Origin of the sequence: Lutimonas sp. (assembly GCF_051011215.1) — a bacterium.
Taxonomy (GTDB): domain Bacteria; phylum Bacteroidota; class Bacteroidia; order Flavobacteriales; family Flavobacteriaceae; genus Lutimonas.
This window is the reverse complement of sequence record NZ_JBPCUJ010000141.1, coordinates 19,482-41,954: the sequence shown is the minus strand read 5'-3', so window position 1 is coordinate 41,954 and position 22,473 is coordinate 19,482. Positions and strand designations below refer to the sequence as shown.

The window sequence follows — 22,473 nt, the reverse complement described above, 5'->3', positions numbered from 1 at the left end:
CAAGTGGACCACCTGGATAAGGAAGTCCCAATAGTTTGGCCGTTTTATCGAAAGCTTCTCCAACGGCGTCATCGATTGTTTCACCTAAAATTACAAACTCCTGATAATTGATGACCTTTAAAATCTGCGTATGTCCCCCGCTAATGGTCATGCAAAGAAATGGGAATGGCGGGATTCGTTGAGTCTCATCTTCAATAAAATGTGCCATCACATGGGCCTGCATATGGTTCACCGGGATGAGCGGAATACCCAAGGCTATAGCAAGCGACTTTGCAAATGAAGTTCCAACCAGCAAAGAACCCATTAATCCAGGGCCCTGAGTAAAGGCAATTGCATCCAATTCCTCTTTTTTTACCTTCGCTTGCGCCAAGGCCTGATCCACCACGGGAACAATATTCTGCTGATGGGCTCTTGAAGCCAATTCCGGAACCACACCTCCATAGGCCGCATGTATATTTTGATTGGCTATCACATTCGATAATACCTGGTTATTTTTGAGCACGGCAGCCCCTGTATCATCGCATGATGACTCTATTGAAAGTATGTGAATAGTTTTTTTTTGCATGAGAAAAATTTAGGCACAAATATTGTACTTTTAAAAATGCAAATTTAGAAATAAAATATTATCAGGCGTTTTAAAAGAATAGCAATTCGTATTTTTTTGATCGGTAGCTTTTTGCTGGTGATGCTGAGTGTTATACTCTCATTTTCAACCGTTCAAACCAGCCTGGCCAAAGCTGTGACGAGCAGGGTCAACAAAGCCTATGGCACATCCATTGATATAAATAGATTGGACCTTTCATCAATTCGAAATGTGGCATTGAAAGAAGTGCTTATCAGAGATCATCATGGAGACACCTTGATCGCTGCCAGTTCCCTTGAAACATCCATTTTGAATTACCGGCAGTTATTTAGCAGCGAGCTGAATTTTGGGGATATTTATTTAAAAGATGGAAAACTTATACTGCGCACTTATAAGGATGAAACGATAAATAGCCTTTCCGTTTTTGTTAATAAGTTTAGAAAGGACAGTTTAAGCGAATCAAAGAAATTTAAAATGTCTTCTTCTTTAATCAGTGTGGAGAATATCAATTTTTCATTATTTAATGAAAATAAAAAAGAAGGTCCCATTGTCTATTATAACAGAATAGAGGGTGATTTCGAGGATTTTAAAATAGACGGGTCGAATGTAAGTGCCAATGCCAGAGAAATTAGGGTTGTTGATGATCATGATATTGCAGTAACGAGTTTTACAACAGATTTCAGCTATGCTGATACACGCATGGAATTTTATAACACCCACCTTTATACCAAAGGATCGGAGTTACATGCAGATGTGGTATTTAATTATGAAAAAGGAGATCTGTCGGATTTCACCAATAAGGTAGAGATTGAGGCGGATTTTAAAAAAGCGGATGTTGTACTGTCCGATTTGAAGAAACTCTATGGCCAGTTTGGAAGGCATGACAAAATCCATTTCACAGCAAAAGCCAAAGGAACTATTAATGATTTTGTTATAGAGGATATTGATTTAGAGTCAGACAGGCACTCTTCTTTACGAGGGGATGTACATTTAAAAAATGTCCTCTACCGCGAGAAATTCAGATTAAAGGGAGATATCAAAGAAATCAGTTCCAATTATGACCACTTAACCAATTTATTGCCGGGTCTGTTAGGAGAGAAGATCCCAAAAGAGTTAGAAAAGATTGGCTATTTTTCCAGTAGTGGAAAGGTATATATTACCAGATCAAATGTTGACATTCAGTTACGGACGATCGCACAAATGGGTATGTCTGATGTTGATTTAAAATTATATGATATTGATAAAGGGGATCTTGCCTCCTATAAAGGGAAAATTGAACTGGTTGATTTTAAACTGGGTGAATTTGTAAAAGACAGTTTAATTGGAGATTTTTCGATGGTAGGAGAAGTAGAAGGACAAGGTTTTTCTATCGATAAGATTAGTATCGGAATCAAGGGGCATATTTCAAAACATCAATACAAAGGATATACCTATACAAATATTGATATCAATGGAGTATTAAGAGACAAGCAATTTGATGGATATTTAAATGTGAACGATCCGAATATCAGACTTGACTTTAAAGGACTGGCTGAACTTGCCGATAATAAAAAATTCAAGTTTGAGGCGAATGTTGATTATGCTGACTTTTTAAAATTAAATCTATTTACCAGGGATGAAAAATCTATTCTGAAGGGTAAAATTATGATGGATCTCACCGGGAGCAGTCTTGATAATATTGAAGGCTCTCTCAGTTTTAAAGACGCTTCTTATTCAAATCAGAATGATGACTATTACTTTAAGGATTTTGCGATTACTTCAGAGAACAGGGATGATATCAGAGAAATTAAAGTGAATTCCACCGACATTGTGAACGGTTTTGTAAGAGGTAATTTTAAGTTTAGGGACCTGAAGAAACTAGGAATGAATTCTTTGGGGAGCTTATTCGTAAATTATGAAAAGGAAAATGTGGAAGAGGGACAGTTTTTAGCCTTTCGGTTTAATATTTACAACAAGATTGTCGATGTTTTTTTTCCAAACCTGCAGTTAGGACCCAACTCTATTATTCGGGGTTCGGTTGATTCAGATGAGGATGTGTTCAATTTGACCATAAAATCACCTCATATTGAGGCATTTAACTATACGATTGATAAGATTGACTTGCAGGTGGATAATCAGAACCCCTTGTATAATACACTGCTAAGTATTGATGAAATAGACTCCAAATATTACAATTTGTCTGAGATTAATCTGGTGAATGTGATGTTGAACGACACCTTGTTTATGAGGGCAGATATGCTAGGGGGTAGGGAAAAACAAGAAAAATATAGTTTTAGTTTTTACCACACGATAAACGAAAAGAACCAGTCTGTTTTGGGGATGAAAACCTCGGAATTGACTTTTAAACAAAACACCTGGTATATCAATCCTGAAAATAACAATCAGAATAAGATCGTATACGATGATGATATTAAGACTTATGCCATTGATAACTTTAACATGATTACTGGCAATCAAGAGGTGCATCTGGCGGGATTACTGACTTCAGATCAGGAAAAGAATATAGATTTAAAGCTTTCAAATGTCAATCTTGATGATATTACGCCTTCAATCGATAGCGTTGCACTGGACGGGAAAGTCAATGGATCCATAAATTTCAGGGCTGTAAATGATAAGATTCTTCCCATAGCCGATCTGGCCATCAACTATTTTAGCATTAACGATGATTACTACGGTGACCTTCGGTTTAATGCGGAATCTGATCAGAACATTCGTAATTATACATTTGACCTTCTTTTAGAAAACTCAGATTTAAAAACTGTTACAGCTCAGGGAGCCATTGATTTTGCAGCCAAAGAACCAACGATCCTTGCTTCAGCCAAATTAGATCGATTTCGGGTGAATGGTTTTAGCCCTTTAGGTAAGAATGTCTTAAGAAACATACGGGGCTATGCCAGTGGCGAAGCAATGATTACCGGAAATTTGTCGAACCCTGATATTGGTGGAGAAATAATTCTGATGGATTCGGGTCTGGAATTACCTTATTTAGGGGTAGATTATGATTTTGAAGGGCAGTCGGTGGTGAAGTTATATAACCACACCTTCGATTTTCAGTCTTTTCAAGTAGTGGATAGAGAGATGAAAACCCGAGGAGTTATCAGTGGTACCATTACTCATGAAGGATTTAAAAAATGGATGATGGATCTTAGATTAACTACAGATAATTTACTGGTATTAAACACAGAGGATAAAGAAGGAGCGCTGTATTATGGTACGGGACTTTTGGGAGGAAGCACAACGTTAAAAGGGTATACGGATGATCTTGTTATCAATGTGAATGGAACCACTAATGCCGGAACGGAATTCATTGTGCCATTAGGCAATGTAAGCACGGTAAACAGTACGAAATTGATTCATTTTGAAAATGTTGAGTTGGAAGAAGGGGAGGAAAAGAAAGATGATGTGGTATTTGAAAAGTTAAAAGGTTTAAACCTTAATTTTAGATTAAATGTTACGAGACAGGCTGTTGCACAAATAGTACTGGACAAGGCTACAGGGAGTGTTTTAAGAGGGTCAGGTGATGGAAACCTCCGATTAAATATAGATACCAACGGTAAGTTTGAAATGTTCGGTAATTTGGTAGTTGACAATGGGGAATATCAGTTCAAGAATATTATTAATAAAGATTTTGAGGTTCAAAAGGGAGGTACCATCATATGGTCAGGAAATCCCTACGATGCGCGCGTGGATATTACAGCAATTAATTATACCAAGGCAAATCCTTCTGTTTTATTGGACGATATTGCAAGTTCACGTAAAATTGACGTGGAGTTGTATACGATGATTTCAGGAAACTTATCTGCTCCTGAGCTGGATTTTGATGTGAAAATTCCTAATGCCAGTTCGAATGTTGCCAATGAGCTTGATTTTAAATTGAGAAATGAAGATGACAAGCTGACCCAGTTCTTTTCGCTTCTGGCTACCGGAGCTTTTGCGAGGACAGATAATAATAAAACTAATTTTGATGGAAATGCAGCCATCGCGGGAACCATCGCACAAAAGGCTTCTCAATTATTATCCAATATGATGAAGAGCGATAATGAAAACTTTGAAGTGGGTGTTACCTATGATATCGGTACTGATAATAGTGTGCAGGATGTAACTACTGACGACCAGCTCGGATTGGAAGTATCCGGAAGAATTGCCGATAAGGTCATTGTGAGCGGTAAAGTTGGGGTGCCAGTGGGGTCGAATACAAACTCAAATGTAATCGGTGAAGTAGAAGTCAAGGTGCCGTTGAATGCAGCAGAAACCTTTCAGGCTAAAGTGTATAACCGACAAAATGAAATTCAGTTTGACGTAGCAGAAGGAGAAGGTTATACCCAGGGAGTCGGGATTTCTTATCGTTTTGATTTTAACAATGGAGGCGAATTTCTCGAGAAAATTGGTTTGAAGAAAACAGCTGAAGAAAAAGAAATGTCCAAAGAACAGATAGATAGCCTACGCTTGAATAATAAAATAGAAAGAAAATTAGAGAAGGAAGCTTTCAAGGACGAAAAAGAAAAGAACAAACCGAATCCTTAACTGGAAGGCGTGTTTATTTCAATTTTATAAGGTTTTGTTGTTATTTATCTAAGGAATAAGGCCTTTTGTAGAATAATGAATCTCGGAATTGGAATTATGCTTACTTTTATTTTCGATTCCCCCTTCAATTGATGAACTTATAAATAGTATACGCTAAAACTCAAAATATGTCAAAATCTTCTTCTTTTGTTCCATTAATGATTATTGCAGCCTTGTTTTTCATTTTTGGATTCGTCACATGGATTAATGGGGCACTGATCCCTTTTATGAAAACCATTAATGAATTGACAGAAGCTCAATCGTATCTGGTTGCTTCAGCATCGTATATTTCATTTGTGGTGATGGCGATTCCATCTTCGGCTATTTTATCAAAAATAGGTTATAGAAAAGGGATGTCTCTTGGTTTATTTATCATGGCATTGGGGGCCTTGGTATTTATTCCAGCCGCAAATGCAAGAACTTACTGGTTGTTTCTCTTAGGTATTTTTATTCAAGGTGCAGGTATGACTTTATTGCAAACGGCTTCCAATCCTTATGTAACCATTCTAGGGCCCATAGAAAGTGCCGCCAAAAGAATTTCTATAATGGGTATTGCAAATAAGGTCGCAGGTGCTCTCGGATCTTTGATTTTTGGAGCCTTGTTGCTATCTGGAATTGATGAAGTAAACGAAAAACTCGACACGGTTAGTGGAGAAGAAAAAAATCAATTATTGGATACGATGGCCGATAGTGTTTTTATGCCTTACCTGATTATGGCGATTGTGTTGGCTGTTTTAGCAATTTTAATTAGAAAGGCGCCACTTCCTCATGTTGAGGCGGCACCAACGAAAGAAGAGGCAGAAGGGAAAACGGCGAAAACCAGCATCTTTCAGTTTCCTCAGTTAATACTCGGTGTGGTTGCCTTATTTATGTATGTTGGGGTAGAGGTAATTGCAGGGGATTCTATCATTGCCTATGGTTTGTCGCTGGGATTACCAGTGTCACAGGCAAAATGGTTTACAACATTTACCTTGTTTGCCATGGTGGGTACCTATGGGTTGGGTGTTATTTTGATTCCTAAATACATGAGTCAGACCACCGCCCTGAAAATAAGCGGTGTTCTCGGAATTGTTCTAAGTTTAATCATCGTCAATACATCTGGTTTTACCTCCGTATTATTGGTAGCTTCTCTAGGTGTTGCGAATGCTTTGGTATGGCCGGCTATTTGGCCATTGGCAATAGACGGTCTTGGGAAATTCACGAAAACCGGAGCAGCCTTTCTGATTATGGCGATTTCCGGGGGTGCCATTCTTACGCCTATGTATGGAAAATTAGTTGATTATTTAAAAGAAGTATACCTGGCAGAAGGTATGGAAGAAGTCTTAGCTACTTCTCATGCTGCCAACCAGGGTTACTGGATATTATTGCCGGCCTATATTATTATCTTCTTATATGCATTTAAGGGGCATAAAATAAAATCATGGTCATAAAAAAAAGGAATGTTAGTAGTATTCCCTATTGAAATCTGCACAAATTTCAATCTTTTTTTTGAGTAAGTATAGCAATTCGGAGTAGCCTGAGAAACTACTCCTTGCTATACATTAAAAAAATAATGCTTGATTATTTTTATTTAACAGTGCAGGAACCTATTTTTGAGGTTTAACACAACGCATTGTATTGAGCACTTTTCTCATTTTTAGTATTATCGTGATATACTTCGGTATGATCATGGCCATTTCTTATGTAACCTCAAGAAATAGAAGTGAAGATTCTTTTTTTACCGGTGATCGCGAGTCTCCATGGTTCTTGGTGGCCTTTGGGATGGTCGGTGCAGCTTTGTCAGGCGTTACTTTTGTTTCAGTTCCGGGAATGGTGGGGAACAATAGTTTTTATTTCTTTCAATTTATTTTAGGAAATGTTGTAGGTTATTTATTTATAACCTTTGTGTTGATTCCCTTGTATTATAAATTGAAACTAGTGTCGATTTATGCCTATCTGAATGACCGGTTTGGAAAGAAAACCTATAAGACCGGCTCACTGTTTTTCTTAGTATCTCAATCTTTCGGAGCTTCTTTACGATTGCTGCTGGCGGCAAAAATTTTACAATTTGCATTTTTTGACAAACTGGGTATTCCCTTTTTTCTCACCGTAATCATCGTATTATTGCTCGTTTGGTTGTACACGAACAAGTCTGGTATAAAAACCATTGTCTGGACGGATACCATGCAGACGTTCTTTTTGATGCTGGCTGCTGTCGTTACCATTTATTCAATTACGTCCGCTATGGATTTGAGTTTGAGCGATTCCGTAAATAAAGTGGTGAGCCATGAGTATTTTAAAGTGTTTAACTGGGAAAATAACTCAGGAAACAATTTCTACAAACAATTTATTGCAGGAATATTGATCGCCATTGCCATGATGGGGCTGGATCAAAACATGATGCAGAAAACCCTGACGTGTAAAAACCAATGGGATGCTCAGAAGAATACGTTGACTTTTAGTTTGATCCTGGCTTTGACTCAATTTCTCTTCTTGGGATTGGGAATACTATTATATATCTATGCCGATAGTATTGGAATAAAACTTCCTTTGGGTGAACAAGGGCAATTTCTTGATACAGATACGCTGTTCCCAAATCTGGCCATTAATCATTTGGGGCTTATTACAGGGGTTAGTTTTTTATTGGGAATTATTGCAGCGTCTTTTTCAAGTGTAGATTCGGCACTGACTGCTTTGACCACTTCTTTCACCTATGATTTTTTGGATATGTCGAACAAGACAGGTGAACAAAAGAAAAAACTAAAAAATTATGTGCTTTTTGGTTTTAGTGTGGTTGTGTTTCTGATCATAATGATGTTTTCCGGAAGCAGAGGAGATGTTATTTCACTCATTTTCAAAGTAGCCGGATATACCTATGGTCCTTTGCTGGGCTTATATCTTTTTGGTATGTTTTCTTCTGTTTCAGTCAAAGATAAATGGGTGCCATTGGTTTGTGTTGCAGCACCTCTTTTGACCTATGCTCTTAGTATCTACCTGAAAAAAAGTTTTAATTTTGATTTCGGATTTATCAGTATCGCTGTGAATGGTATGTTTACCATTTTAGGTCTCCTATTAATTCAAAAAAAATAATAATCTATGATATCTCGATCTACCACTGAACAATCTTCATCCTACGACAATTTAGAACATATGAATGTCAATGAATTATTGGTCAATATGAACAATGAAGATAAAAAGGTCGCATTGGCTGTAGAAAAATCTATTGTGCAGATTGCCCCATTGGTCGAAGAGATTGTTGCGCGATTTAAGAAAGGAGGCCGGTTATTTTATATTGGAGCTGGAACAAGTGGAAGACTGGGGGTATTAGATGCCTCTGAATGCCCTCCAACATATGGAGTGCCGCACGATTGGGTGATAGGATTAATCGCTGGAGGTGATGGAGCGCTTCGCAAAGCGGTGGAAAATGCTGAGGATGATGAAACGCAGGCCTGGGAAGATCTAAAGGCTTTTTCAATTAACGAAAATGATGTGTTAATTGGTATAGCAGCTTCAGGAAGAACTCCTTATGTGATTGGGGGATTGAAGGCTGCCAATGAGCATCAGGTTCTAACAGGGTGTGTAACATGTAATAAAGGTTCTGCAGTGGCTGAACAGGCAAAATACCCTGTTGAAGTCGTAGTCGGTCCTGAGTTTGTTACGGGAAGTACCAGAATGAAATCAGGTACAGCTCAAAAACTTGTATTGAATATGATTTCTACCTCAGTAATGGTCAAGTTAGGTCGTGTAAAGGGTAATAAAATGGTTGATATGCAATTGTCAAATGAAAAATTGGTTGAAAGAGGCACCAATATGGTGGCTGCTGAACTAAATATTGACAAAGCATTGGCGCAAACTTTATTGCTGAGATATAAAAGCGTTCGGGCCGCTGTGGATAACTACAGGGAAAAGGAAAAATAAGGATAAGAGGCTCTTGATTTTACAATCGGGATGCAGAAGAGATGATTACATAGGTAAGAAAATAAAATAATGGAGAAGCGTTTTGGTTTAGTGGGCAAGAATATATCGTATTCATTTTCAAGAAAATACTTTACAGAAAAATTTCAAGAACTGAATTTAAATCAATTTGAATATGTTAATTATGATCTAGGAAAGATCATAGAATTTTCAGACAAGGTGTTGGTTGATGCTGATTTTTTAGGAGGTTTGAATGTGACGATTCCTTATAAGGAACAAATAATTCCATTTTTGGATGAGATTGATTCGGAAGCAAAAAGTATCGGAGCTGTCAACACGATAAAGATGCTCAAGGGAGGGAGGTTAAAAGGCTACAATACGGATGCTTATGGTTTTGAAACTTCTCTTAAGAATTGCTGGAAAGGTGATGAGCAAGGTGCTTTGATTCTTGGAACAGGTGGCGCCTCAAAAGCTATCGCTTTTGTTATGAAAAAGCTACATATACCGTTTTTGTTTGTATCAAGATCGAAAAAGAAAGAACATACGATTTTATATGAGGAGGTGGATGAGCAAATTCTAAAGAATCATGAACTCATCATTAATTGCAGTCCTTTGGGTACTTTTCCTGATATAGACTTAAAGCCGAATTTGCCCTATGAATATATAGGACAGAGGCATTTGCTGTTTGATTTAATTTACAATCCTGAACGAACAGCTTTTCTCAAAATGGGTGAAAAAGCAGGAGCTATTGTGCAGAACGGGGCTTCTATGCTAAAGCATCAAGCTGATCGCTCATGGGAAATTTGGAATTCTTAGCGAGAGGAGTATCCACGCAACCTATTGAAAATTGTCCATCTTATTTAAAACATAGTTTTGCGCTTTGCTAGGCTATTAGTATCTTTCAAAACTTTTTCAAAGTAATATATAGGAACCTTAAACATGAAACAATGTTAGACGTAAATAATGATAATTTATCATCTGAATCTGCCGAAGGTAGTTCAAATATTGAAAATGAAAAATCTCCGGTAAAACCACAGAATACGGAGCAGGAAAAAGATGATAGTAAGGATGAAGATGTTGCTGAAAAAACGCAAGTTACCGAGGCTGAAAAAGTGGTAAAAGAGGATGATGTTGTCAGTTCCGAGAAAGAAGAAGTGAAGGAAGTAGTAGAAGAGTCAAAAGAAGCGGTTGCCGATACATCTGTTGAAGAGGTGTCTATTGATGAAGCGAAAGAGGAGGTCAAAGAGACGTCATCTGAGGAAGCGGATGATAGCGCCGCAGGTGGTACTGAGGAGGATGCCCCTGCTGTAAAAAATAAAGAAATTCCTGAATTTGACCTGTCGACAATGTCTATGGATGATATTGTAAAAATGATGAACAACCTGCTTGTTGGTTTTGAAATTAAGGATATCAAGAATCAAATCGAAAGTTTAAAAATTGATTTTCAGAAAAAATTCAGCACCTTCGTCAAAGAACAGAAAGAGGCTTTTTTGAAAAGTGGAGGAGAAGAAGCCGATTTTTTCCTTTCGGCCCCGATAAAACACAAATTTGATGAGCTGATGAGCGATTATAAGCGCAAACGTCAGTACTTCTATAAAGAAGTCGAAAGGACTCAAAAGGAGAATCTGGAATTGAAACAGGCACTGATTGATGAATTGAAAGAATTGATCAATAATGCGGAAGCATCTACCATGTACAAGAATTTCCGAGTGCTTCAGGAAAGATGGAGAGAGGTTGGTCAGATTCCTCATGCAAAATACAATGATGTTTGGAGAACCTACCATCATCATGTAGAACGGTTTTATGATTTATTGCATTTAAACAATGATTTCAGAGATCTGGATTTTAGACATAACCTGGAAGAAAAATCAAAATTAATTAAGAAGGCAGAAGTGCTGGCAGAAGAGGAAGATGTCAATCATGCTTTTAAAGAATTACAGATACTTCACAGAATGTGGAAAGAGGATATAGGTCCTGTAGCCAGGGAGTTACGCGAGGAGGTCTGGCATAAGTTTAGTGAAGCAACAAAGAAAATTCATAAAAAGAGGCACGATTTCCAAGATCAGCTGGAAGAAAAATTCAAAGCAAATGTCGGTTTAAAACTGTCGGTAATTGAAAAAATAAAAGGCCTGGATATTTCTGCCAACTCAAGCCATAAAGACTGGCAACAAAGCATAAAAAAACTGGAGGCCTTAAGAGATGAGTTTTTCGCAATAGGAAGGGTGCCTAAATCAAAAAATGAAGAAGTCTGGCAATTATTCAGAGATGCGACGAGAAAATTTAATTCAGAGAAAAATAGTTTCTATAAAGGGATTAAGAATGATCAGGCCGAAAATTTAAAAAAGAAACTTCTGTTAGTGGAACAAGCTGAATCTTTGAAAGAAAGTGAAGATTGGGGTATGGCTACAGAGGTTTTCAAGAAAGTTCAGGCAGAGTGGAAAAAAATTGGTCATGTTCCAAGACGTGATTCAGATAAGATATGGAAGCGATTTAAAGACGCCTGCAATCATTATTTTGACAGGTTACACGAAAAGCAGAATGATTTAGACAAGGGGCAATCAGAAATTATTGAAAAGAAGAAGGATTTCATGGATGCTCTTAAAAAAGAGATTGAGGCCGGTAAGGAGTTAAGCATGGAGTTTGTGCAGAAAGGCCTTGAAGATTGGAGAGCCTTGGGAGTTTTACCTCAAAAAGTGAAACATCTTGATATCAAGTTCAATAAATTGCTTGATACTGCCTATAAAAAATTAAATATTGATAAGGATGAGGCGACTTTCCTTAGATTTAAGAGTTCGGTAGATAGTTTGCTGGATCAGAGAAATGTTAGGAAACTGGATAGTGAACAACTCTTTATCCGACGTAAGATTGATGAGATTACAAAGGAAATAAAGCAATTGGAGAATAATATCAGCTTTATCTCCAACGCCAGTGCGGATAATCCTTTGGTAAAGAATGTGTATAAAAATATTGAAGAATACAAAAAGTCTTTACAGATTTGGAAGCGCAAGATCGATTACATGAAGAAAATGGAATATTAAAAAAAAAGACTCGCTTCAAAGCGGGTCTTTTTTTGGAAAAATAGTTATTGATTTGTAAAGTCTTTACTAAAAACGGTTTTTCGAAATTCTGCCGGTTGCTTCTCATTGAGCAGGCTCAATTCTCCTCTTTGTTTGATTAATTCCTGAAAGTGTTCTTCTCTCTTTTGAAATTGCAGGGAGTCTTTATAACTGGTCATAAGAACAATGCTGAAGTTGTTTTTATCCTTACTCATATCTTTTAAGAGCTTAAAAGATTGAATATATCCTTTTTTTAGCGCCATTTGTCTCAGCACCTTCCAGTTGTTTTCGTAATAGAACCAGGCCTCTTCCTCATTAGAATCAACCACTTCGACAAAATCCATACTCGTTATGGAGTAATCTTTTTGTCCATAACAAAGACTTGCTGTAAAGATAAAAATAAGAAGCAGTTGTTTATAAAACATATGATTTGAGTTTATGGAGTGAGACTTTCAAGGCGTTCCTGCATTTTTAACAAGATCACCTTATGAGAAAATTGAGAGCAATGACCTTCCATTGGAGTGAATTCAATAATGGCATCTGATGTTGGATTTTGAGTAGATTTCAGGAATTTATCAAAACCTCTTGTACCGGTATTCAAATAGAAATGATCCATGTCACCCATCCATATATAAATTTTACCCTGCAGTTTAGGACCTAATTCTGGCCAGTTGGCTTCAGCATATTTTTTAAAATCGTATTTCTCCCATGATTTTGCTACCTCTAGGTCAATAACTCCTGTATAAGGGTCGAACATTGGTTTAGGTAAACCATTCTCACCTTTAGGGCTATAAAGTGCTGTATGTGCACTAAACTGGCCTCCAGAGTTTAAATATGAATCAGAACTTCCGAATACATTCTCGTAAGCTATAAATTCTTTCATGGAAAGCAAGGGCTCTCCATTGGTGTCCCTCATTATAGGTCTTAGGTATCCGGCCTCATTGATAAAGGCCTGGCTTTCTTCATAGATATTGATCAGTTGATAATTCTCAAAATCGATGGCATCTGGGCTATAAGAGTAAACGCCATTGAATACATCCGGATAGTATAATTGCAATCCTAAAGAGACCCAGCCTCCGGTAGAGCACCCATCTACAAAACGGGTAGTTGCCGAATCTGTACCACGGTATTTGTTTTCAATGGCCGGGATCAATTCATGGATTAAAGAGTAGCCGTATGGGCCACTGTTATCAGAATCCATTTGATAGGAATCCCCAAACGGGCCTTCTCAGTCAAGAAAGACAGTAATTATTTGAGGAGCCTCCTCAGAGTCCCACCATTTCATAAAGGAATCATTTGAAATCAGGCGATTGATGCGTGTATAGCGACCTCCGTAGCCTGCCACATTATAACGTATAGGGTAGTCTTTGTTTTTATCGTAGTTGTGGGGCAGCAAAACACTGGCTTTTAGGTGTATGTCTTTTTTCCACCAGCTTGATAAGGTGTCACTTTTAATGTCTATTTGTTTGGAGAGTGCATGCTCTTTTAAGGACCTGGGCTGGTTTACCTGATTTAGATTGAAAGAGATATTTTTATCAGCATCCAGCAGAACTTCTTTTTTTAATGCATACAGGTTGCCGGGCGCATCCACCCTTGATTCATGCGTGTCTTGGTCCCATAGCACCTGTATGTAATAAGTTCCTTCTGGAACCGAGTTGAGCTCCCATGCCGGGGTTTTGGTCCAGCTGTCAAGATGGTTTAAAGAAATAACACCTGTTTTTGTAGCGTTTTCAATATTTCTGGCAAATATATGTGTCTTACGATAAGGGTTCGGCCATTGTTGCTGTCTTGGCTCAATGATTGAATCCTGAGTTAAAAAAATAAATATGCGTCCCTTGTTTTGGAAGGAATCCTGTACATTCTCATCAATAGAGATGTTGACTGTCAGACTGTGATTTTTTTCTTGTGCAGCACTTTGCATTCCAATGCAGAGGAGCAATGCAAAGATACATTTGATTGTTTTGTTCATTTGGATAGGCTTAAGTTAAGGGAGTCGATACTAGGTAACTCATGTTATTTTAAAGATACCACAATATTATTGACTTTAAAATCTGGTCATATGGTATGGCTTGTGCCTTTAATTATTTATCTGTCATTGACCCTGGAATGTCTTGATTTTTGATTCATGTAGTATGGGACGTTGAACGTATTGTTAAGCTGCTTTACAGATATCAGTAGTTAAAATTCAGAAACAAAAATACCAATTATTTTAAAGCTCCAATTGGTTGTGAAACAATAATTTATAATTATTTATTTAAATTGTTTAATTACATTTTTTCACCTGGCGTAAGAAACAAAGAAACAGGGTCATGGAAACGACTATCTTTCAATTTTACTGGAGAAATTACCATGTCTTTCTATTTTGATAACCCTTCCATCTTCGTTCCTGATAAAGGTCAAGGTTTCACCTAAATTTTTATCGTCACGAATGCGTCTAAACACATCTCCTTCCACATGTTTGTAAAAACTCATACTCTCTGCAGGCTCTTTTGAAGGCAGTCCTAAGCTGACTAACTTCCCATTATGTGTTGAAATATAGGTCTCTCCCCACCAGGGTGAGCTGTCGTAGTAGCCCACGTATTCTTTAAGTTTTGCAGTGGCTTCGGGATCCACATCTTTTTTATTGATCACCATTTTTTTCATGATGGCATGGATTCCTTTGCCATATTGGTTCGGATTAGTACCACTGGCATTGATCATCACTGAAAATGCCATTTTTGTTTTTAGATTTATTTGTAGTGTAGATCTGAATCCGGGGCATGAACCTCCATGGCCTACCCAGGTAGATCCGTCACTTCCTTTATACACTGAAAAACCAAGACCCCAGGTGGTGGTCCAGTCTGGGTTTGTCCAATGAACACGTTGCATATTTTTAAGTGTAGATGATTTTAGGATTTCTACCTGGCTGCTGTCTCTCAGCCTTAATTGCCATGATGCAAATTTTCCTAAGTCCCCAACGGTTGAAGAAAACCCGGCTGCCGGGCCAATTCCATTGGCCTGGAATAGCTTGACCTTATCCCTTTTTCCTGCTCTGTTCAATGCTGCGTACCCAATAGCAAGGTCAGTGCCATATAATTCTTCAGGCATCTTGGTTCTGGTATTAGAGAGGCCCAAGGGTATGAGTATATTTTCTTCAACGTAGGTGTCATAAGGCATTCCTGATATTTCCGCCACGATCTCTCCCAATAGCGTTAAACCTAAATTGCTGTATTGAAAATAGGTCGAAGCGGGATACAGCGTTTCCTGATCTTTTAGTTTCGCATCAATCTCTTTTTGTGTAGGAAATGGAAAATCCGGTCCTGTCCAATAAGGATATCCCGCTTCTCTGGGCAAACCTGAAGAGTGTGTCAATAGTGATCTGATGGTGATAGGGCCACTTTCAGGATACTTTTGTTGTAAGGTATACGCAGGCAGGTGATCACTCACTTTATCATCGAGTCTAATTTTACCTTCATCATACAATTTCATAATGGCAACAGACGTGAATAATTTTGATATAGAACAAATGCTACAAATGGTATTGGTGCTGGTCTTTAATTGAGTTTCTTTATTGGCCATTCCAAAGGCCCCGGTCCATAATACCTCCTGATCTTTAACCACAACAGCAGTAAGGCCCGGTAGCTGATCAAAATCCTTTTGAGCCTCTAACCAAACATCTACTAATTGAAAAGCTTCGGTATAGTCTTTTTCTGATTCCTGTGACTGAATGCTTTGCATGAGAAAAACGCAGGAAATAAATAAAAAAATATTTTTCATAATTAGGGTTTGATGTTGGTTGATAGTTCCTCTAAAAATAAGAAATATAATTAAGAGTATTTAAAAACTTCATTTGAGTTGATGGCTATAGATCCATTTTATTTTTTATGATTTGCATCACATGTGTAAAAAGAGTCGGGCGATTGCTATATTTGTAATCCAAAAATTAGTCATAAGAATTTCATTCAAAGAATAACAATAAAAAATATTAAGTATGTCAGATGATAAAAAGGTCATTTTTTCGATGTCCGGAGTTAGTAAGTCTTATCAGGGAAGCAATAAACAGGTTCTTAAAAATATATATTTAAGTTTCTTCTACGGAGCTAAAATTGGAATCTTGGGACTGAATGGTTCTGGTAAATCAACGTTGCTAAAGATTATTGCCGGTTTAGAGAAGAACTACCAGGGAGACGTTGTTTTTGCACCGAATTACTCGGTGGGTTATTTGGCCCAGGAGCCCGAACTGGACGACAATAAAACAGTGATGGATGTAGTGCGTGAAGGCGTTGCAGAAACCGTGGCAATCCTTGATGAATACAACAAAATCAATGATATGTTTGGTTTAGAGGAAGTCTATTCCGATGCAGATAAAATGGAAAAGTTGATGGCGCAGCAGGCGGAGCTCCAAGATAAAATTGATGCCCAAAACGCCTGGGAACTAGACACAAAATTGGAAATCGCCATGGATGCTTTAAGGACGCCAGAAGGGGATGTGCCAATAAAAAATCTTTCTGGGGGTGAGCGCCGTCGAGTGGCACTCTGCAGATTATTATTGCAGCAACCGGATGTGCTCTTACTTGATGAACCTACCAACCATTTAGATGCTGAATCAGTTCATTGGCTAGAGCATCATTTGGCACAATACAAAGGAACAGTAATCGCGGTAACGCATGACAGGTATTTTCTGGACAATGTCGCCGGATGGATTTTAGAACTGGATAGAGGGGAAGGGATTCCTTGGAAAGGAAATTACTCCTCTTGGTTGGAGCAAAAATCTGATCGTATGGCCAAAGAAGAAAAAACGGCTTCAAAACGTCAAAAGACCTTGCAGCGAGAGCTGGAATGGGTTAGAATGGCACCCAAGGGACGCCATGCCAAATCCAAAGCCAGGCTGTCGAGTTATGATAAGTTAATGAGTCAGGATCAAAAGCAGCAAGAGGAAAAGCTTGAAATTTATATACCTAACGGTCCGCGATTGGGAAATAATGTAATTGATGCGGTGGGTGTTTCAAAGGCTTTTGGAGATAAATTGTTGTATGATGATTTGAATTTTAAATTACCACCAAACGGTATTGTTGGTATCATTGGACCAAACGGTGCGGGTAAAACAACTATTTTTAGAATGATCATGGGAGAGGAAACACCTGATAAGGGTGAATTCAAAGTTGGTGAAACGACCAAGGTGTCGTATGTCGACCAGAGTCATTCCAATATAGATCCTGAAAAATCTATTTGGCAAAATTTTTCTGATGAACAGGAGATGATTATGATGGGTGGAAAAATGGTAAACTCCAGGGCTTATTTAGGTCGTTTTAATTACAGTGGATCTGAACAGAATAAAAAGGTTTCGGCCCTGTCAGGAGGGGAAAGAAACAGGCTTCACCTTGCCATGACATTAAAAGAAGAGGGTAATGTTTTACTTTTAGATGAGCCAACTAACGATCTTGATGTCAACACATTAAGAGCTCTGGAAGAAGGTTTGGAAAACTTCGCAGGCTGTGCTGTGATCATCTCGCACGATCGATGGTTTTTGGATCGTGTTTGTACGCATATTTTGGCTTTTGAAGGCGATTCTCAAGTTTATTTTTTCGAAGGAAGTTTCTCAGATTATGAAGAAAACAAGAAGAAAAGACTGGGAGGTGATATGATACCCAAAAGGATCAAATACAAAAAACTGATGCGTTAAGCTGAGATGAATTCAAATGTAAAAAATGTAAAGAAGGTGTTGCTGTCAGACAATTGGTACACCTTGAATAAAGTGGTGTTTGACTATAAAATGTCGAATGGAGACTGGGTTGAACAAGAACGAGAAGCATATGATCGCGGGAATGGTGCCACCGTCCTGCTGTACAACAAGATGAAGCAAACTGTGGTCCTGATCTCGCAGTTTAGAATGCCTACCTATCTTAACGGGAATGAATCGGGAATGTTGATAGAAGCCTGTGCAGGACTCTTGGATGGTGATGATCCCGAAACATGTGTTTTAAAAGAGGCTGAAGAAGAATCAGGTTTTAGAGTTTCAAGAGTTAAAAAAGTGTTTGAAGCGTACATGTCTCCCGGAGCCGTTACAGAGGTGATACATTTTTATATCGCTGAATACCATGAAAAGGATAAGGTGGGATCAGGAGGTGGTTTGGCCGAAGAACAGGAGGATATTACTGTTTTAGAAGTGAAATTTGACAAGGCCATGTCCATGATCAGCAAGGGAGAGATCAAAGATGCCAAAACCATAATGTTATTACAGCATTTAAAACTACATGGTATCATGAATTCTTAAATGCTGTAAGTAATGTCTTCAATAATACTTAGGCTTTTTGAACCTTATTGACCATTTTGATAATGCTTTCCTGCATTTCGTTGATACTGGTTTTGTATTGTTTAAGTTCAGCCATGATCTGGATTTTGGAATTCTCAAACTTGTCGCTGCTGTTGTTGAAAAGATTCTTGTAATAAGCAACACCTTCATTTAAGTTCTCACTAAAAGATAGAAGGTATTTTTCCTGTCTTTTTGTAAGAGCTCCCTGTACCTCATCAATTTTACCCTTTAAATGATCTGAATAAAGTTTTAATTCTTTGATAAACATGTTAGGCCTTCCCTGATTTGAGATCACATTGCTTCGCCCGTAAATATGGTCGGTAATTTCTTTTAGACTCATCAGCTTGGAAAAGTAGGCCATGTTCGGTCCAGGACATACAGAGACGCCCTTAGATGACTTTTTGACATCCATATCATGGATTTGCTCAGTGGCAGCGCCAAGTCCCATACAAAGACATGATTTTTCAACAATTTTTTGAAAACGATTTTTGTAAACCTTGGCGGATACCTCTTCGGTATCCAGTTCTTTGATTTTTGAACGTTGATATTGTCTCGACGCCGTACATATTGACTTCTCGGAAAACTCACTGTTCAAAGCCAAAAATTCTTTAGGGCAAGGGCTCCCTGGTCTTCCGGCGTCTATTTTGTTACCTTTTTCCAGATCTTTAGAGTTTCCTTTCAAATTATTAAAAGGTACTCCTAAAGGTGAAATATTACTGAGGTATAAGTCTTTCTCGGTAGCTAAAGCTAATTTTTCCAGGGTTTTATCATCTACGGTGGTCGCTTCCGGGACCAGCAAAAACGGGCTTCCCCATCCTATGGAATCGAGCTCGTAATGGTCCATTAAAAAACGGTGTTCTTCTTCCGTACCCACACCGCCCTGTGCCGTGATCTTTAAGGGCAATGAATGAGACGGAATATGTTTATTTCTGTCCTGCAGTGCCGGTACTAAAATATCATGTACCGTTTGAATAAGTGCTTTTTTATTGGATTTAAATTCTTCCAGAATCGGTCCCATCAAATATCCTTCAGTGGCAAAGGCATGCCCACCACAGTTAAGTCCGGATTCAATTCTGTATTCCGAAACCCACAGTCCTTTTTTTGCAAGAAATTTTCCTTGTATCAGGGCAGATCGATAGTCACTAACCTTGATCACAATCTTTTTTTTCACATGATTGTTTTTATCCGGATAGAAATCATCGAACTGTTCCATATAACTATAGAGTCGAGGATTCATACCTGCTGATAATACGATGGAAGATTCTAATTTACTTAATGCAAAGCCTCTAAGAGCTGCATGAGCATCATTATATTCGGTAGGCAGCTTTTCACCTTTTACATAATTGACCTTATCAAGTTTGGTCATTATATTTACGTCAATGCTACCCATTTTTAAGTGCTGACCAGCCCAGTTTCTAAGTTCTTTTAAAGAGCTATTATTTGATACCAATGCTTCAAATTGACTTTTCAACTTGGATTGCTCCGGCAGCATATTTAAATAAGATCTCAGCTCATGACTTGTTTCCAGCGTGGCATTTTTTATTTCATTGAACTTTGCTTCGGCCAGTTCCTGCAGCAGGTTAAGATAAGATGTGATCCTTTTTGCTCTGAAGTCTTCAATTTTATCTGTAATGGCCTGGTAAGGCATTTCGAATTTTTCGCAATATGTTTTTCGTAGGTTTTCTATCAGGACGTCATCGACGATAGAAACTACTGAGTCCATTCCAAATGGTGACACCTTTAAAGGTGTGTCAAGTGTGAATCCGGTTCCCATAACAGGAATGTGGAAAGTGTGTTTTGTAGACATGTTGATTTTTTTAGATGCTAATTGAACAAACTGTTAATCCTTGCTTACATAAAAAGCAACAGGTTAGCAGTAATCTACAAAAGTAAAAATCGAATTCTCTAATTTGTTGACATTTGTCATGTTTGGGGATTTACTTGTCAACTTTGTTGTCAGGCATAAAAAAAACCTGTCATATGACAGGTTTTGATACATTAAAAAAATTAAAGCCTTATATTAAATGGTCTTCACATTTACTGCGTTTAATCCTTTTTTACCTTCCTTTAAGTCGAATTCAACTGCATCTCCTTCTTTAACTTTGTCAATTAAACCAGAAATGTGAACAAAATGCTCGCTGTTTGAACCCTCTTCTGTAATGAATCCATAACCTTTAGATTCGTTGAAGAATTTTACTGTTCCTTGTAACATTGTAATAAATTATAATTAAAATACAAAGATACTACTATTTTAGAAATTTTGTTTAAATGTTCATAATTAATTGATTCATACGGTCATTAAGAACCATGCACTGAATATGAGCAGAAATATAATGCCGAGGTAACTCAAAAAGCTGAGCAAAGCTGAAGGTCGATATTTCTCCGGCATGTGCTTTCCCTTTACCAACATAAAATTGGCAATCGCGTAAAAAGGAGCGGTTAAAAAAGATAAGACCGTGGCCACTTTTACAAAGGTGATCATACTGGTTTCAAAATACGTTAAGATGATCAAGGTTCCTAAGGACAGCAGGGATATCCAGATCAGATAAAATCTTTTATTACTGGAGCCAGTCAATAGTTCTGTGCTTTTGGCCATGGCCCTCGGAGAGGCATCCAAGGTGGTAAGTGTAGTGCTGAACATTGTTGTAAAGGCTGCTATGCCAATAAAAACAGCAGCTCCTTTGCCCAGGTTCTGGGTGTATAAACCGATCAATTGTTTGGCAAAAACACCGGCCCTGGCACTGATTTCTTCTTCAGAGTAAAACATGACCAATGCGCCGAGACTCATAAAGCAAATCCCTAGAAAAACCGTTGTTACATATCCGGTATTAAAATCAAACAACGATTTTTTTAGTGCAAGTGGGGTTTTGGATTCTTTATTTTTTTCAAGCGTCCATAGAGAATGCCAGGTAGAAACGTCCAAAGGTGCTGGCATCCAGCCAAGAAAGGCAATAAGGAAGGTGATCTGAGCAATGCCTTCAGGAATCACCGGACTAAAAGAATACGACTGATCAGTTTTAATTAAGGCTACTGACACAGCGATCACAGAGCTAATCGCTAATATGGTAATGATCAATTTCATAAACGTATCGAGAATCTTATATTTTCCGATCAACAATATTCCCAGGCATACAATCGTGATCATCAAGCTCCAGATACTCAGATTGGAGCTCAGCCCGAACAAGTTTTGTGCGAGTCCGGCCGTAACAATTGTAACGGCAGCCTGAATCGTAAACATGGTGAGAAAGGTCAGGATAAAATAGATGATCAGCACCCATTTCCCTAATTTTTTATAGCCATCAATCAGGCTTTCTCCGGTTGCTGAGGCATATCTAGGACCGTATTGAAAGAAAGGGTATTTAAATAGATTGACAAGCAGTAAGGCCCAGAGCAAACCGAAACCGAAATCAGCCCCTGCACGCGTGGATTGTACCAGATGTGAAACACCGATGGCCGCCCCCGCAAATAACAAGCCCGGACCAAGGTTTTTAATCGACTTAACCACCCGCTGCTTCATACATATAACTTATTTACTGCTAATGATTTCTGCTAGTAATTTTTTAGCTCTCAGTAGTTTAACTTTGATATTGTTCATGGGTTCGCCCAATTTCTCAGCCATTTCCTTATAAGTCAATTCTTGAAAATACCTGAGATTAATGACCTCTTGATAATGAGGTTTAAGCTGCAGAATATAGGCCTTCAGCTGAGCGAGATTCTGTTCTTGAATAAGTTTGTCTGAAGGGCTGGGATCTTCATCTACGATTCGATGAATCTCCTTGTGATTTTTATTGATAGAAATCGTTTCGGTCTTTTTCTTTCTAAGATGATCTATATACAGATTGCTGGAAATGGTGAAAAGCCAGGTGTTGAACTGAAAGTTATCATCAAAGCTGTCAATCTTATCAAAGGCTTTGGCAAAAGCTTTGATGGTAATATCTTCGGCCTCATCTTCATTTTGACATTTGTTGAGTTGGAAACGATATACATCCTTCCAATATAAATTTAAAAGATCATTGAAAGCCTTTTGATCCCCTTTTTTCGCCTGAAGTATTAATAGACTAATGTCTTTTTTGTCGCTCATGTAG

Annotated in this window: 17 protein-coding genes; 8 read left to right on the top strand and 9 right to left on the bottom strand. The window is 38.1% G+C overall.

Annotated features, from left to right (window positions below; translation table 11 throughout):
* A partial coding sequence (locus ACR2MV_RS13750; protein WP_434022569.1) for a tRNA (adenosine(37)-N6)-threonylcarbamoyltransferase complex transferase subunit TsaD occupies positions 1 to 565 on the bottom strand: 565 nt, incomplete at its 3' end.
* A gap of 96 nt (positions 566 to 661) precedes the next feature.
* Here ACR2MV_RS13750 and ACR2MV_RS13745 point away from each other — a divergent pair.
* The 6 genes from ACR2MV_RS13745 to ACR2MV_RS13720 all read left to right on the top strand — a co-directional run bounded on the left by ACR2MV_RS13745 (position 662) and on the right by ACR2MV_RS13720 (position 12,078).
* The gene (locus ACR2MV_RS13745) at positions 662 to 5,107 is read left to right on the top strand and encodes a translocation/assembly module TamB domain-containing protein (RefSeq protein ID WP_434022567.1); all 4,446 of its coding nucleotides are present in this window, start codon (positions 662 to 664) and stop codon (positions 5,105 to 5,107) included.
* A gap of 167 nt (positions 5,108 to 5,274) precedes the next feature.
* Positions 5,275 to 6,576 carry a sugar MFS transporter gene (locus ACR2MV_RS13740; RefSeq protein WP_434022565.1) on the top strand — a complete coding sequence of 434 codons (1,302 nt, stop codon included), beginning with the start codon at positions 5,275 to 5,277 and terminating at the stop codon, positions 6,574 to 6,576.
* A gap of 187 nt (positions 6,577 to 6,763) precedes the next feature.
* Positions 6,764 to 8,215 (top strand): sodium:solute symporter, encoded by a 1,452-nt coding sequence (locus ACR2MV_RS13735; protein WP_434022564.1) that lies wholly within the window; start codon positions 6,764 to 6,766, stop codon positions 8,213 to 8,215.
* A gap of 6 nt (positions 8,216 to 8,221) precedes the next feature.
* A complete protein-coding gene (gene murQ / locus ACR2MV_RS13730) occupies positions 8,222 to 9,043 on the top strand; it encodes an N-acetylmuramic acid 6-phosphate etherase (RefSeq protein WP_434022562.1) in 822 nt (273 codons plus the stop codon).
* Positions 9,044 to 9,112: 69 nt separating this feature from the next.
* Entirely contained in the window at positions 9,113 to 9,856 is a 744-nt protein-coding gene (locus tag ACR2MV_RS13725) for a shikimate dehydrogenase family protein (RefSeq protein WP_434022561.1), read from the top strand.
* A 131-nt stretch (positions 9,857 to 9,987) separates the two neighbouring features.
* Complete coding sequence (locus tag ACR2MV_RS13720; protein WP_434022560.1) at positions 9,988 to 12,078, top strand: DUF349 domain-containing protein; 2,091 nt, start codon at positions 9,988 to 9,990, stop codon at positions 12,076 to 12,078.
* Positions 12,079 to 12,122: 44 nt separating this feature from the next.
* Here the strand turns inward: ACR2MV_RS13720 and ACR2MV_RS13715 are convergent, their stop codons facing one another.
* From ACR2MV_RS13715 to ACR2MV_RS13700, 4 genes are all read right to left on the bottom strand, one after another.
* A complete protein-coding gene (locus tag ACR2MV_RS13715; protein ID WP_434022558.1) occupies positions 12,123 to 12,521 on the bottom strand; it encodes a hypothetical protein in 399 nt (132 codons plus the stop codon).
* 11 nt (positions 12,522 to 12,532) lie between these two features.
* Positions 12,533 to 13,297, bottom strand: coding sequence for an alpha/beta hydrolase-fold protein (locus tag ACR2MV_RS13710; protein WP_434022557.1), 765 nt, complete (start codon positions 13,295 to 13,297; stop codon positions 12,533 to 12,535).
* Between the two features lie 27 nt (positions 13,298 to 13,324).
* Positions 13,325 to 14,065, bottom strand: coding sequence for a hypothetical protein (locus tag ACR2MV_RS13705; RefSeq protein ID WP_434022555.1), 741 nt, complete (start codon positions 14,063 to 14,065; stop codon positions 13,325 to 13,327).
* Positions 14,066 to 14,415: 350 nt separating this feature from the next.
* Positions 14,416 to 15,852 (bottom strand): serine hydrolase, encoded by a 1,437-nt coding sequence (locus tag ACR2MV_RS13700; RefSeq protein ID WP_434022553.1) that lies wholly within the window; start codon positions 15,850 to 15,852, stop codon positions 14,416 to 14,418.
* Between the two features lie 214 nt (positions 15,853 to 16,066).
* On the opposite strand from ACR2MV_RS13700, the gene ettA reads away from it, so the two are divergent.
* Both ettA and nudK read left to right on the top strand, forming a co-directional pair.
* Positions 16,067 to 17,758 carry an energy-dependent translational throttle protein EttA gene (gene ettA, locus ACR2MV_RS13695; protein ID WP_434022551.1) on the top strand — a complete coding sequence of 564 codons (1,692 nt, stop codon included), beginning with the start codon at positions 16,067 to 16,069 and terminating at the stop codon, positions 17,756 to 17,758.
* 6 nt (positions 17,759 to 17,764) lie between these two features.
* The gene (nudK, locus tag ACR2MV_RS13690) at positions 17,765 to 18,349 is read left to right on the top strand and encodes a GDP-mannose pyrophosphatase NudK (protein WP_434022549.1); all 585 of its coding nucleotides are present in this window, start codon (positions 17,765 to 17,767) and stop codon (positions 18,347 to 18,349) included.
* Positions 18,350 to 18,377: 28 nt separating this feature from the next.
* Here nudK and ACR2MV_RS13685 read toward each other — a convergent pair whose 3' ends face one another.
* The 4 genes from ACR2MV_RS13685 to ACR2MV_RS13670 form a co-directional block, all read right to left on the bottom strand.
* Complete coding sequence (locus ACR2MV_RS13685; RefSeq protein ID WP_434022547.1) at positions 18,378 to 20,195, bottom strand: hypothetical protein; 1,818 nt, start codon at positions 20,193 to 20,195, stop codon at positions 18,378 to 18,380.
* A gap of 213 nt (positions 20,196 to 20,408) precedes the next feature.
* Entirely contained in the window at positions 20,409 to 20,600 is a 192-nt protein-coding gene (locus ACR2MV_RS13680; protein ID WP_434022546.1) for a cold-shock protein, read from the bottom strand.
* Positions 20,601 to 20,675: 75 nt separating this feature from the next.
* The gene (locus tag ACR2MV_RS13675; protein WP_434022544.1) at positions 20,676 to 21,905 is read right to left on the bottom strand and encodes an Nramp family divalent metal transporter; all 1,230 of its coding nucleotides are present in this window, start codon (positions 21,903 to 21,905) and stop codon (positions 20,676 to 20,678) included.
* 9 nt (positions 21,906 to 21,914) lie between these two features.
* Positions 21,915 to 22,469 carry an RNA polymerase sigma factor gene (locus ACR2MV_RS13670; protein ID WP_434022543.1) on the bottom strand — a complete coding sequence of 185 codons (555 nt, stop codon included), beginning with the start codon at positions 22,467 to 22,469 and terminating at the stop codon, positions 21,915 to 21,917.
* Between the last annotated feature and the right edge of the window lie 4 nt (positions 22,470 to 22,473).

Excerpts from the sequence above, each read along its gene's own strand:
- ACR2MV_RS13740 (WP_434022565.1), top strand. The coding sequence starts at position 5,275 with ATGTCAAAATCTTCTTCTTTTGTTCCATTAATGATTATTGCAGCCTTG.
- murQ (WP_434022562.1), top strand. The coding sequence starts at position 8,222 with ATGATATCTCGATCTACCACTGAACAATCTTCATCCTACGACAATTTA.
- ACR2MV_RS13725 (WP_434022561.1), top strand. The coding sequence starts at position 9,113 with ATGGAGAAGCGTTTTGGTTTAGTGGGCAAGAATATATCGTATTCATTT.
- ACR2MV_RS13720 (WP_434022560.1), top strand. The coding sequence starts at position 9,988 with ATGTTAGACGTAAATAATGATAATTTATCATCTGAATCTGCCGAAGGT.
- ACR2MV_RS13715 (WP_434022558.1), bottom strand. The coding sequence starts at position 12,521 with ATGTTTTATAAACAACTGCTTCTTATTTTTATCTTTACAGCAAGTCTT.
- ACR2MV_RS13710 (WP_434022557.1), bottom strand. The coding sequence starts at position 13,297 with ATGGATTCTGATAACAGTGGCCCATACGGCTACTCTTTAATCCATGAA.
- ACR2MV_RS13705 (WP_434022555.1), bottom strand. The coding sequence starts at position 14,065 with ATGAACAAAACAATCAAATGTATCTTTGCATTGCTCCTCTGCATTGGA.
- ACR2MV_RS13700 (WP_434022553.1), bottom strand. The coding sequence starts at position 15,852 with ATGAAAAATATTTTTTTATTTATTTCCTGCGTTTTTCTCATGCAAAGC.
- ettA (WP_434022551.1), top strand. The coding sequence starts at position 16,067 with ATGTCAGATGATAAAAAGGTCATTTTTTCGATGTCCGGAGTTAGTAAG.
- nudK (WP_434022549.1), top strand. The coding sequence starts at position 17,765 with ATGAATTCAAATGTAAAAAATGTAAAGAAGGTGTTGCTGTCAGACAAT.
- ACR2MV_RS13685 (WP_434022547.1), bottom strand. The coding sequence starts at position 20,195 with ATGTCTACAAAACACACTTTCCACATTCCTGTTATGGGAACCGGATTC.
- ACR2MV_RS13680 (WP_434022546.1), bottom strand. The coding sequence starts at position 20,600 with ATGTTACAAGGAACAGTAAAATTCTTCAACGAATCTAAAGGTTATGGA.
- ACR2MV_RS13675 (WP_434022544.1), bottom strand. The coding sequence starts at position 21,905 with ATGAAGCAGCGGGTGGTTAAGTCGATTAAAAACCTTGGTCCGGGCTTG.
- ACR2MV_RS13670 (WP_434022543.1), bottom strand. The coding sequence starts at position 22,469 with ATGAGCGACAAAAAAGACATTAGTCTATTAATACTTCAGGCGAAAAAA.